This window comes from Actinoplanes hulinensis (assembly GCF_019429605.1).
Lineage (GTDB): Bacteria > Actinomycetota > Actinomycetes > Mycobacteriales > Micromonosporaceae > Actinoplanes > Actinoplanes campanulatus.
On record NZ_JAHXZI010000004.1, the window covers coordinates 300125 to 311762 of the forward strand.

Annotated in this window: 9 protein-coding genes; 3 read left to right on the forward strand and 6 right to left on the reverse strand. The window is 70.7% G+C overall.

Annotated elements, in window-relative coordinates; all coding sequences use genetic code 11:
- Nucleotides 1-28: 28 nt before the first annotated feature.
- The 4 genes from KZ829_RS09810 to rpsA all read right to left on the reverse strand — a co-directional run bounded on the left by KZ829_RS09810 (nucleotide 29) and on the right by rpsA (nucleotide 6462).
- Complete coding sequence (locus KZ829_RS09810) at nucleotides 29-1177, reverse strand: GNAT family N-acetyltransferase (protein ID WP_220143519.1); 1149 nt, start codon at nucleotides 1175-1177, stop codon at nucleotides 29-31.
- Between the two features lie 72 nt (nucleotides 1178-1249).
- Complete coding sequence (gene uvrB, locus KZ829_RS09815) at nucleotides 1250-3367, reverse strand: excinuclease ABC subunit UvrB (protein ID WP_220143520.1); 2118 nt, start codon at nucleotides 3365-3367, stop codon at nucleotides 1250-1252.
- A 307-nt stretch (nucleotides 3368-3674) separates the two neighbouring features.
- A complete protein-coding gene (coaE, locus tag KZ829_RS09820) occupies nucleotides 3675-4832 on the reverse strand; it encodes a dephospho-CoA kinase (protein ID WP_220143521.1) in 1158 nt (385 codons plus the stop codon).
- Nucleotides 4833-4962: 130 nt separating this feature from the next.
- Nucleotides 4963-6462, reverse strand: a complete 1500-nt coding sequence (gene rpsA / locus KZ829_RS09825) for a 30S ribosomal protein S1 (RefSeq protein WP_183217533.1) — start codon at nucleotides 6460-6462, stop codon at nucleotides 4963-4965.
- A 325-nt stretch (nucleotides 6463-6787) separates the two neighbouring features.
- Here rpsA and KZ829_RS09830 point away from each other — a divergent pair, with 325 nt between their 5' ends.
- The 3 genes from KZ829_RS09830 to KZ829_RS09840 all read left to right on the forward strand — a co-directional run bounded on the left by KZ829_RS09830 (nucleotide 6788) and on the right by KZ829_RS09840 (nucleotide 8209).
- Nucleotides 6788-7588 carry a class I SAM-dependent methyltransferase gene (locus KZ829_RS09830; protein ID WP_220143522.1) on the forward strand — a complete coding sequence of 267 codons (801 nt, stop codon included), beginning with the start codon at nucleotides 6788-6790 and terminating at the stop codon, nucleotides 7586-7588.
- Between the two features lie 80 nt (nucleotides 7589-7668).
- A complete protein-coding gene (locus KZ829_RS09835) occupies nucleotides 7669-7887 on the forward strand; it encodes a hypervirulence associated TUDOR domain-containing protein (protein WP_220143523.1) in 219 nt (72 codons plus the stop codon).
- Nucleotides 7880-8209 carry a DUF3140 domain-containing protein gene (locus KZ829_RS09840; RefSeq protein ID WP_220143524.1) on the forward strand — a complete coding sequence of 110 codons (330 nt, stop codon included), beginning with the start codon at nucleotides 7880-7882 and terminating at the stop codon, nucleotides 8207-8209. The genes KZ829_RS09835 and KZ829_RS09840 overlap by 8 nt, the downstream gene beginning before the upstream one ends.
- A gap of 96 nt (nucleotides 8210-8305) precedes the next feature.
- Here the strand turns inward: KZ829_RS09840 and KZ829_RS09845 are convergent, their stop codons facing one another.
- The gene (locus tag KZ829_RS09845) at nucleotides 8306-8692 is read right to left on the reverse strand and encodes an ArsR/SmtB family transcription factor (RefSeq protein ID WP_308285415.1); all 387 of its coding nucleotides are present in this window, start codon (nucleotides 8690-8692) and stop codon (nucleotides 8306-8308) included.
- Nucleotides 8693-8884: 192 nt separating this feature from the next.
- Nucleotides 8885-11578 carry a DNA polymerase I gene (gene polA, locus KZ829_RS09850; protein ID WP_220143525.1) on the reverse strand — a complete coding sequence of 898 codons (2694 nt, stop codon included), beginning with the start codon at nucleotides 11576-11578 and terminating at the stop codon, nucleotides 8885-8887.
- Nucleotides 11579-11638: the final 60 nt, after the last annotated feature.

An 11638-nucleotide genomic window follows, 5' to 3' on the forward strand; every position in this document is an offset into this window, starting at 1 on the left:
CCGAGACCGATGCCTCCCGGGGCTCCGCTCAATCGAGCCAGGTCCGGTATCGGGCCCGGCGCCCGTGCTCCCGGAACCCGAGCCGGCGATAGAGCCCGCCGGCCGGGTTGTCCACGTTGACGCAGAGCCACGCCTCGCCCGCCCCCGCGCCGGTCATCCGCCGCAGCGACTCCTGGACCAGGGCGCCGCCGAGGCCCGCGCCCCGGGCCGCCGGCAGGACACCGACCTGCACGATCCAGCCGTCCGCCGCCGTCACGAAGCCGGCGTCACCGATACCGGGCAGAACGGCCAGCAGAGACCAGGCGGGCCGGAAGTCGTCGTCCTCCGTGTTATCCGCGATCCACTCCGCGGCCGGCGGATCCGGGAAGCCGGACCGCTCACGGAACGCCGCCGCGTACACAGCGTGGAATCGCCCGGCCGTCCCGGGCGACCACTCGACCAGCTCGGTGCCGTCCGGCCACCTGATCACCGCGGGCTCCGCCGAGCCGGACCCGACCGCTTCCGCCCCGAGCCCGGCCGCCTCCGCCCCGGACCCGACCGCCTCCGCCCCGGACCCGACCGCCTCCGCCCCGAGCCCGATCCGCATCACGTCCTCGGCGAAGTACCGCCGCAGCCCGCGGGCCGCGAACAGCTCCTCGGCCCCGGCCGTCAGCCCCTCACTCTCCACCGTGACGTCATGTCCGCCCCCGCCACCCTCGAGCGGCCCACCGCCTTCCGGCCCCGGGAAACCACCCCCGCCGCTCAGGGCCGCGGGTGCAGCGCCCGGGTCAACGGGTGAGAGGGCGCCATCGGCGCCCGAGTGGGGCCGTGAGCCGAGGGTCTCCGCCCATGCCGCGGCCAGTGCGGTGTCCAGCAGGTGGCCGCCGATGCCGCGACTGCGGAACGCCGGGTCCACGAGCCCGGTGATCACCGGGCCGTCCGTGGCGGGCCGGACCGCGGCCGCCCCGATCAGAGCGCCGTCGTCCGCGCGGACGACGAACCGCATCGTCCCCGGAGCGAACCAGCGCCCGCGCAGGAACCACGGCTCCACCACCAGGGGCAGCCCGCCGTCGGCCGCCCAGCAGCGCTCGACGAGCCCGGCGATCTCGGCCTCCGGCGTCTCGCCCTCCGCCACCGCCCGGAATCGCCCGGCCTGAGCGGGCAGCGTCACACCGGGCACTTCGGGAACAGCCGTCATGGGCAGCAGCCTAGGCCGGTCCGGTGGATCACGCTGCCTCGCTTCGAGCGGGGCCGACCAGCCGGATCGGGGCTATTTCACCCCCGCCGCGTCCATGCCGCGCAGTTCCTTCTTCAGGTCGTGGATCTCGTCGCGGATCCGGGCGGCCAGCTCGAACTGCAACTCCCGGGCCGCCCCCAGCATCTGCTCGTTGAGGTCCTGGATGAGCTGGGCCAACTCGGCCCGGGCCATGCCGGCTCGCGTCGGAACGGCCGCCGCCCGGCCTTTCGACCGGGTCTCCGGGACGGGCGCCTTGCCCCGGGACATCTGCCGGCCCGCGCCCCCGACCATCGGCCCGCCGACAGCCTCGTCGGTGTCCTCGGCCTCACGGTAGATGTCGTCCAGGATGTCGTGGATCTTCTTCCGCAGCGCCTGCGGCTTGATCCCGTTGGCCTCGTTGTGGGCGATCTGCTTGGCCCGGCGCCGCTCGGTCTCCTCGATGGCGTTCCGCATCGACGGCGTGATCTTGTCGGCATACATGTGGACCTCGCCGGAGACGTTCCGTGCGGCCCGGCCGATGGTCTGGATCAGGGACCGGCCGCTGCGCAGGAAGCCCTCCTTGTCGGCGTCGAGGATGGCGACCAGCGACACCTCGGGCAGGTCGAGGCCCTCACGGAGCAGGTTGATGCCGACCAGCACGTCGTAGTCACCCTTGCGCAGCTCCTTGAGCAGCTCGACGCGGCGCAGCGTGTCCACCTCGGAGTGCAGGTAGCGGACGCGGATCCCGTTCTCCAGGAGGTAGTCGGTGAGGTCCTCGGCCATCTTCTTGGTGAGGGTGGTGACCAGGACCCGTTCGTCCTTCTCGGTCCGCAGTTTGATCTCGTGCATCAGGTCGTCGATCTGGCCCTTGGTGGGTTTCACCACGACGTGCGGGTCCACCAGGCCGGTGGGGCGGATCACCTGCTCGACGAACTCGCCCTGGGCCTGCTCCATCTCCCAGTTACCGGGGGTGGCGGAGAGGAACACCATCTGGCCGACACGCTCGAGGAACTCGTCGAACCGCAGGGGCCGGTTGTCGGCGGCGCTGGGCAGGCGGAAGCCGTGCTCGATGAGGATCCGTTTCCGCGAGGCGTCGCCCTCGTACATCCCGCCGATCTGCGGGATCGTCACGTGCGACTCGTCGATGACGGTGACGAAGTCGTCGGGGAAGTAGTCCAGCAGGGTGTAGGCGGGTTCCCCGAACGTCCGCCCGTCCATGTGCATCGAGTAGTTCTCGATGCCGTTGCAGAACCCGACCTGCCGCATCATCTCGAGGTCGTAGGTGGTCCGCATCCGCAGCCGCTGAGCCTCGAGCAGCTTGCCCTGCCGCTCGAACTCGGCGAGCCGCTCCTCCAACTCGGCCTCGATGTCGCGGGTCGCCCGCTCCATCCGCTCCGGGCCGGCACCGTAATGCGTGGCCGGGAAGATGATCAGCTCGTCGACCTCGCGGATCACGTCGCCGGTGAGCGGGTGCAGGTAGTAGAGCTTCTCCACCTCGTCGCCGAACAGCTCGATCCGGACCGCGAGCTCCTCGTAGGCCGGGATGATCTCCAGGGTGTCGCCCCGGACCCGGAACGTGCCACGCTGGAAGGCCATGTCGTTGCGGGTGTACTGAATGTCGACCAGCTTGCGCAGCAGCTTGTCGCGGTCGACCTCCTCACCGACCTTGACCCGGGCGGCCATGTTGACATATTCCTGCGGGGTGCCGAGACCGTAGATGGCGCTGACCGTCGCGACCACGATCGTGTCGCGCCGGGTCAGCAGCGACCGGGTGGCGGAGTGACGCAGCCGCTCCACCTCCTCGTTGATCGAGGAGTCCTTCTCGATGTAAGTGTCGGTCTGGGCGATGTACGCCTCGGGCTGGTAGTAGTCGTAGTAGCTGACGAAATACTCCACCGCGTTGTTCGGCAGCAGCTCGCGGAACTCCTTGGCGAGCTGGGCGCAGAGCGTCTTGTTGGGCGCCAGCACCAGGGCCGGTCGCTGGAGCCGCTCGATGAGCCAGGCCGTGGTCGCGCTCTTACCGGTGCCGGTGGCGCCGAGCAGGACGGTGTGCCGGTCGCCGCGCCGGACCCGCCGCTCCAGGTCGTCGATCGCGGCCGGCTGGTCACCAGCGGGCTGGTAGTCGCTGACGACCTCGAACCGGCCGTCGAGTCGTGGGATGTCTAGCGCCATGCCCATCACCGTACGTCGGGGGTGTGACAAGTTCTCGAAGCGGCGTGCTGAGGGTGCACATTCCGCCCCGCCGCGCGGCATTGTCCGGATTTCCGGCGCTGCCTACGCTGGGCCGGTAGGCCGCTCGCGGCGGCCGCCGGCAGCGCGCGGGTCCCCACACGGCCCGTCGCGCCGCACCGTGGTAGATGCGCCCCGGACGCCCTGGCGAGCGCACCCGCGGTGGGTCGTTCACCGCACGACCCGGCCGCCGCGAGGGCCCCTTCGCGCCGAGGGTCTCCGTCGGTGCCGGGCTCAGTCGGTGCCGGGCTCAGTCGGTGCCGGGCTGCCAGCCGGTCGCCTCGGCCCAGTCGTCGGCCGCCCTGGCCTCCTGCTCCAGCCGGTCCCGGCTCCCCCGCACGTGCGACTGCTTCGCCGCGGCGTAGGCGTCGCGCGCCTCCGGGACGGCCCGCAGGTGGTCGCGCGTCAGCAGGGCGAACCGCCAGCCGGGTGACCCGGTGACGCGGACGTGCAGGTCGACCCGGTAGCCCGGGTCGGCACAGCCGTGCATCCGCTTCGGCCAGGTGCGGCCGGTGATGCCGTAGGCGTGGTCGGACCAGTCGCCGGTCCGCTCCGGGAAGCCCAGGTCGGCGAGCGTGCCGGCGAGCGCGCCGGCCTCGTCGAGGGTGCGCACGCCGATCATCAGATCGATGACGTCCTGGGCGGCCAGCCCGGGCACCGCGGTCGATCCGACGTGGTGGATCCGGGCATCGTCACCGAGCCCGTGCCGGAGCCGGGCGACGAGCCGGGCGGCGGCGCGCGGCCACTCCGGGTCCGACGGCAGCACGCGCGGCCCGGGGCTCCTCGGGGCGGAGCGCCGCAGCCGCAGGTTGCGCTCGAACTCGACCAGCCGCTCACGCCACACCATGTCCACCCGGGCGTTCAGCCGGTCCAGGTCGGCGTCGTTCTCCAGGACCACGTCGGCGACGGCCCGGCGGTGGTCGTCGTCGGTCTGCGCGTCGATGCGGGCGGCGGCTTCCGCCACGGTCATGCCACGCAGGCCGGTGAGACGCTCGAGACGCACGTCACGGTCCGCGGTGACGACGATCACCAGATGGTACGTGGGAGCCAGCCCCACCTCCGCCAGCAACGGCACGTCGTTGACCACCACGGCGCCGGCCCCGGCCGCACGGGTCATCTCGACGGTCCGCTGCCGCACCCGGGGGTGGATGATCCGCTCCAGCCGGCGGCGGGCCTCCTCGTCCCCGAACACCTCGGCACCCAGGGCCGGGCGGTCCAGCTCACCGTCGGGGGTGAGCACACCCGGCCCGAACGCGGCGACGATCTCGGCCAGCCCCTCGGTGCCGGGCTGGACCACCTCCCGGGAGAGCAGGTCGGCGTCGATGATCACCGCACCCCGCTCGGCGAGCCGGCGGGCGACCGCGCTCTTGCCGGCACCGATACCACCCGTGAGCCCGACTCTCAGCATGGGATCAAGTATCGACGATGGACCCGGCCGCCGCGCCGGGGAGGTGGACCGCGTTCGCGAACGGCGAAAGGCCGCCCCCACCGGAGTCGGGACGGCCTTTCTGGGTACTACTGGCTGACTCGCGTCAGTTTCAGCTCTTGCCGCCGGCCAGCTTCTCGCGCAGAGCGGCGAGAGCCTCGTCGGTGGCCAGGGTGCCCGCGGGCTCCTCGGCGGAACGCGCCGGGGCCGACGAGCTCGTCGAGGACGACGACGTGGTCACGCCACCGGCCGGAGCCGGGTTGAGCGCGGCCTCGGCGTCGGCGTCGCGGGACGCCTGCACCTGCTTGGTGTGGGCCTCCCAGCGCTCGCGGGCGTCGGCGTACTGCTTCTCCCACGTCTCGCGCTGCTTGTCGAAGCCCTCGAGCCACTCGCCCGTCTCCGGGTCGAAGCCCTCCGGGTAGATGTAGTTGCCCTCGTTGTCGTACGTGGCAGCCATGCCGTAGAGGGTCGGGTCGAAGTGCTCCTCGCCCTCGACGAAGCCCTCGTTGGCCTGCTTGAGCGACAGCGAGATCCGGCGGCGCTCCAGGTCGATGTCGATGACCTTCACCAGGACGTCCGACCCGACCTGCACGACCTGCTCGGGCAGCTCGACGTGGCGCTCGGCCAGCTCGGAGATGTGCACCAGGCCCTCGATGCCGTCGTCGACGCGAACGAAGGCGCCGAACGGAACGAGCTTGGTGACCTTACCCGGGACGATCTGGTTGATCGCGTGGGTGCGGGCGAACTGACGCCACGGGTCCTCCTGGGTCGCCTTCAGCGACAGGGAGACGCGCTCGCGGTCCAGGTCGACGTCGAGAACCTCGACCTCGACCTCCTGGCCGACCTCGACGACCTCGGACGGGTGGTCGATGTGCTTCCAGGAGAGCTCGGAGACGTGCACCAGACCGTCCACGCCACCCAGGTCCACGAAGGCGCCGAAGTTGACGATGGAGGACACGACGCCCTTGCGGACCTGGCCCTTCTGCAGCTTGTTGAGGAACTCGGTGCGAACCTCGGACTGCGTCTGCTCGAGCCAGGCGCGGCGGGACAGAACCACGTTGTTGCGGTTCTTGTCCAGCTCGATGATCTTCGCCTCGAGCTCACGGCCGACGTACGGCTGGAGGTCGCGGACACGGCGCATCTCGACCAGGGAGGCCGGGAGGAAGCCACGGAGGCCGATGTCGAGGATGAGACCACCCTTGACGACCTCGATGACGGAGCCGCGGACGACGCCGTCGTCTTCCTTGATCTTCTCGATGGTGCCCCACGCGCGCTCGTACTGCGCACGCTTCTTCGAGAGGATCAGACGACCCTCCTTGTCCTCCTTGGTGAGGACGAGGGCTTCGATGTGGTCACCAACCGACACCACTTCCGCGGGGTCCACGTCGTGCTTGATCGACAACTCGCGCGAGGGGATGACACCCTCGGTCTTGTAGCCGATGTCGAGCAGGACCTCGTCCCGATCGACCTTGACGACGGTGCCTTCGACAATGTCGCCGTCGTTGAAGTACTTGATGGTCTCGTCGATGGCCGCGAGGAATGCTTCCTCGGATCCGAGATCGTCGACGGTGACCCGGTTGGCGCTCGAGGTGGCCTCGATGCTGCTCGTCATGTGGACAGTTGCTCCGAACGGAATGGATTGGTGGTGTCTCCCGCGCTCCACGGAACTGTCGCCGGAAGCGGCACGAACGAGCGAGACGACCCAACCGTTGAAGCAGTCTGATCACTACAGTCGATCATGCCGAGACCGGGCGACCACGGAGCCTGCTCCCTGCCGAGGCACACGATCCGCGAGCGCATCGACTAGCTTACCGTGCGCATTACCACAGGTTGCAAGCCCTCCTGAGGAGCGCGGCACATTGTGGGGCCGGAACCCGTCATCATGCCCTTTATGGGCCGAATCGGTACGGCAGACACGCCTGCCGTACCGTTGCCGGGTGAAGTCTCACCACTCGAACGAGAACCCCATCGAAGCCGAGGCGCGCCGCGGCAACCGGGCCTGGTGGGACCTCGACGCCGATGACTACCAGGAGGAACACGGCGCCTTCCTCGGCGACGTGGACTTCGTCTGGTGCCCCGAGCGGCTGCGCGAGGCCGACGCACGGCTGCTCGGCGACGTACCGGGCAAAAGGATCCTGGAACTCGGCGCCGGCGCCGCGGCAGCCAGCCGGTGGCTGCGTCGCGAGGGCGCCCGCCCGGTCGCCATGGATCTCTCCGGGGGCATGCTGCGGCACGCGCGCGAGGCCGCGGACCGCAGCGGGGTAGGCGTGCCACTCGTCCAGGCCGACGCGATGGCGCTGCCGTTCGCCGCGGACTCGTTCGACATCGTGTGCACGGCGTTCGGGGCGATCCCGTTCGTGGCCGACTCGGGCGCGGCGATGCGTGAGGTGGCACGGGTGCTGCGGCCGGGCGGCAGCTGGGTGTTCTCGGTCACCCACCCCATGCGGTGGATCTTCTGGGATGAGCCGGGCGAGGACGGGCTGGTCGCCCGGAACTCGTATTTCGACCGCTCCCCCTACGTCGAGCGCGACGACGACGGGACGATCACCTACCTGGAGCAGCACCGCACGCTGGGCGACCGGGTGCGCGAGCTGGTGGCGGCCGGGTTCGTGCTGCGCGACCTGATCGAGCCGGAGTGGCCGGCGGGTCACGAGCAGGAGTGGGGCCAGTGGAGCCCGCTGCGCGGCCGGCTGTTCCCGGGAACCGCGATCTTCGTCTGCGACCTGCCGAAACCCTGACCCCGGCCGGCCGGGCGAACATTGCGACGGGACGCCGCACGCTCTCGTTTTCGTGGGTGGGCCCGGGGTATCCGGCAGACATGGGGAAAGCGAAGAAGGGCCCTGAAAAGGGTGAGCCGGTGATCTGGCGCAGCCATGGGGAGGATGTCCACGGCACCGTTCAGCAGAAGATCACCAAACGGACCGAGACCGCCGGGCGGACCGTGGCGGCGTCGGCGGAGGAGCCGCAGTACAGGGTGCGCAGCGACAGGACCGGGCGTGAGGCGGTGCACAAGCCGGGGGCGTTGCGCCATGGCTGACACCGACGTGTACGCCGACTTCCGTGACGCGGTGAACATGACCGCCGGCGAGCTGAGGGAATGGCTCGGAACCGAGGAGTCGAAAACGGTCGGCCAGAGTTCGTCGCCGGGCACCGAGCCGGTCGGGCACCACTCCGGCCGCAAGATCGTCGGAATCCTCGGCAAGAAGAAGACCGAACTGACCGAGGCCGACGAGCAGCACATGCGCAAGGTCGTCGGCTACGTCCATCGGCACACGGCCCAGCGCCCCGACGGTGACGTGGCCGACAGCCGGTGGCGGCACTCGCTGATGAACTGGGGTCACGACCCGCTCAAGAAGTGACCGCTGGCCCGATCCGGCGATCGCACGAGGCCCCGGCCGCGCTGGTGATCGATCGCCCGTCGAAAGCTCACGATGGCGCGGGCCGGTGACCGCCGGTCAAGGGCAGACGGTCGCGTGGCGGGCATCCAGCACACCGGCCAGGCGGGTGAGTGCGGCGGGGACGGGCCGGTAGTAGACCCAGGTCCCGCGGCGGGAGCAGTCGACCAGGCCGGCCTCCCGGAGGATCCGCAGATGGTGCGAGATGGTGGGGCCGGTCAGTGGGAACGCGGCGCTGAGGTCACAGACGCAGATCTCCCCGTCCGCAGCCGAGGCGATCATCGACATGAGGCGCAGCCGGACCGGGTCGCCCAGCGCCTTGAACGGCCCGGCGAGGTGCCCGGCCTGATCCTCGTCCAGCGCGCCACCCCCGAGCGCCGGGCCGATCGGTGCGAGGTCAGCGCCGAGGCCGGCGCCGGCCTCCATCGGCATCGATCGGATCGGCATCGGACCAGGGTGCCAGAACGGGGCAAACCAGCGGCCCGGATGCCACCCGGACGGGTACTCCGGTCACCCACCCGGGCATCACCGCTCACCAGTCCGTGAACACCGCCCGGCCGGATCCGGGCGGTTGGGCCGGCCCGGCGGGAGGCCGGCCCGGCGGGAGGCCGGCCCGGCGGGAGGCCGGCCCGGGGTGGGTCAGTGGTCGGCGCCGTTCCAGTCGCGGCCCACGCCGATGGAGACCTCCAGGGGCACGGACAGGGGGTAGGCGGCGCCCATCTCGCGGCGGACCAGTTCCTCGAGGGGTTCGCGTTCGCCGGGGGCGATCTCGAAGACCAGTTCGTCGTGGACCTGCAGGAGCATGCGGGAGGCCAGGCCGCTGTCCTTGAGGGCCTCGTCGACGTGCAACATCGCGATCTTGATGATGTCGGCGGCGGAGCCCTGGATGGGGGCGTTGAGGGCCATGCGTTCGGCCATCTCGCGGCGCTGGCGGTTGTCGCTGCTCAGGTCGGGCAGGTAGCGCCGGCGGCCGAGGATGGTGGCGGTGTAGCCGTCCTTCCCGGCGCGCTGGACGACGGCCTGCAGATAGTCGCGGACGCCGCCGAACCGTTCGAAATACTCCGTCATCAGGGTGCGCGCCTCCTCGGTGGAGATGCTCAGCTGATTGGAGAGGCCGAAGGCGCTCAACCCGTACGCCAGGCCGTAGTTCATGGCTTTGATCTTGCGCCGCTGGTCGGGGCTGACCTCGTCGAGGCCGACGTGGAAGACCGACGACGCGGTGGCGGCGTGGAAGTCGGCGCCGGAGTTGAACGCGGCGATCAGCGCGTCGTCGCCGGACAGGTGCGCCATGATCCGCATTTCGATCTGGCTGTAGTCGGCGGTCATCAGCTGGTCGAAGCCGGGGCCGACGACGAAGGCGCGGCGGATGCGCCGGCCCTCCTCGGTGCGGATCGGGATGTTCTGCAGGTTGGGGTCGGTCGACGAGAGCCGGCCGGTGGCGGCGACGGTCTGGTTGAAGGTGGTGTGGATGCGGCCGTCGTCGGAGACCGACTTGAGCAGGCCGTCGACGGTCGACTTGAGTTTGGCGACGTCGCGGTGGCGCAGCAGGTGGGCCAGCAGGGGGTCGCCGGTCTGCTCGAACAGGTTGGTGAGCGCGTCGGCGTCGGTCGTGTATCCCGACTTGATCTTCTTCGTCTTCGGCAGGTTCCGTTCGACGAAGAGGATCTCCTGGAGCTGCTTGGGTGAGCCGAGGTTGAACTCGCGCCCGACGACCTCGTGGGCGGCCTGCTGGGCGGCCTTCACCTCGGCGGCGAAGTGGGACTCCAGCTCGGACAGGTAGTCGGTGTCGGCGGCGATGCCGCGCCGCTCCATCTCGGCGAGGACGACCGACAGGGGCTGCTCGACGTCGGCGAGCAGCCGGACCGACTCGCCGCCGTCGCGGGACAGCTCGGCGGTGAGGACCCCGGCCAGGTCGAGGGTGGCCCGGGCGCGCAGCATCACGGCCTGCTCGGCGGAGTTGTCGTCGGCGGTCTCGAAGGAGAGGGCGAGCTGGCCGTCCTGTGGCTCTTCGACGCGCAGCTCCCGCTTGAGGTAGCGCAGGGCGAGGTCGTTCAGGTCGTACGCCCGCTGGTCGGGTTTGGCCAGGTAGGCGGCGAGGGCGGTGTCGGTGGTGACGCCGGCGAACTGCCAGCCGTGGGCGTGGAAGGCGAGCAGCGCCGGTTTCGCGTCGTGGATCACCTTGGGCCGGGACGGCTCGGCCAGCCAGGCGGCGACGGCGCGTTCGTCGTCCTCGTCGAGGGTGGCCGGGTCGAACCAGGCGGCGGGCCCGCCCGCGGTGGCGACGGCCACGCCGGTGAGCCGGCCGGCGCCGCGGCCGAACGTGCCGGTGACGGCGACGCCGACCGGGGCGGTGCCGGCGTGCTCACGCAGCCACGCGGCGACGCCACCGGAGCGCAGCACGGACGCGTCGAGGTCGAAGCCGGCCTCGGCCTCCGGCTCGACGGCCTCCAGGTACGAATACAGCCGCTCGCGCAGCACCCGGAACTCCAGGGCGTCGAAGACCTGGTGCACCGCCTCGCGGTCCCAGCCCTCCCAGCGCACGTCGGCCGGGGCCAGCGGCAGCTCCAGGTCGCAGACCAGGGCGTTGAGCTCGTAGTTGCGCAGCACGTCGGCGAGGTGGGCGCGCAGGCTGTCGCCGACCTTCCCCTTGATCTTGTCGACGTTCGCCACGATGCCGTCGAGCCCGCCGTACTCCTTGATCCACTTGGCGGCGGTCTTGTCGCCGACGCCGGGCACGCCGGGCAGGTTGTCGCTGGCCTCACCGACCAGGGCGGCCTTGTCGCGGTACCGCGAGGGGGGTACGAAGTACTTCGTCTCGATGGCCTCCGGCGTCATCCGCCACACGTCGGAGACACCGCGAACCGGGTACAGGATGGTGACGTGGTCGCCGGCGAGCTGGAAGGCGTCCCGGTCACCGGTGGAGATGACCACCTCCATGCCGGCGGCGCGGCCCTGGGTGGCCAGGGTGCCGATGACGTCGTCGGCCTCGTAGCCGGGCTTCTCCACGACCGGGATGCGCAGCGCCTCCAGCACCTCCTTGATCAGGCTGACCTGACCCAGGAACGGCTTCGGCGTCTCGGAGCGGCCGGCCTTGTACTCCGCATACTTCTCGGTGCGGAAGGAGACGCGGGAGACGTCGAAGGCGACCACGATGTGGGTCGGCTTCTCGTCGCGCAGCATGTTGATGAGCATCGACGTGAAGCCGAACACGGCGTTGGTCGGCTGACCGGTGTGGGTGCTGAAATTCTCCACGGGCAGCGCGAAGAAGGCCCGGTAGGCCAGCGAGTGGCCGTCGAGCAGCAGCAGTCGGGGGGTCTGGGCGTCGTCGCTCACGTCCCAGGACTCTAGTCGCCGGGTCTGACAAGTTTCCGGGCGCACCGCGGGGCGGCCACC

Bases quoted from the DNA above. Each gene is read 5' to 3' on its own strand.
- rpsA (WP_183217533.1), bottom strand. From the start codon at position 6,462: ATGACGAGCAGCATCGAGGCCACCTCGAGCGCCAACCGGGTCACCGTC.
- coaE (WP_220143521.1), bottom strand. From the start codon at position 4,832: ATGCTGAGAGTCGGGCTCACGGGTGGTATCGGTGCCGGCAAGAGCGCG.
- uvrB (WP_220143520.1), bottom strand. From the start codon at position 3,367: ATGGCGCTAGACATCCCACGACTCGACGGCCGGTTCGAGGTCGTCAGC.
- KZ829_RS09810 (WP_220143519.1), bottom strand. From the start codon at position 1,177: ATGACGGCTGTTCCCGAAGTGCCCGGTGTGACGCTGCCCGCTCAGGCC.
- KZ829_RS09840 (WP_220143524.1), top strand. From the start codon at position 7,880: ATGGCTGACACCGACGTGTACGCCGACTTCCGTGACGCGGTGAACATG.
- KZ829_RS09835 (WP_220143523.1), top strand. From the start codon at position 7,669: ATGGGGAAAGCGAAGAAGGGCCCTGAAAAGGGTGAGCCGGTGATCTGG.
- KZ829_RS09845 (WP_308285415.1), bottom strand. From the start codon at position 8,692: ATGCCGATCCGATCGATGCCGATGGAGGCCGGCGCCGGCCTCGGCGCT.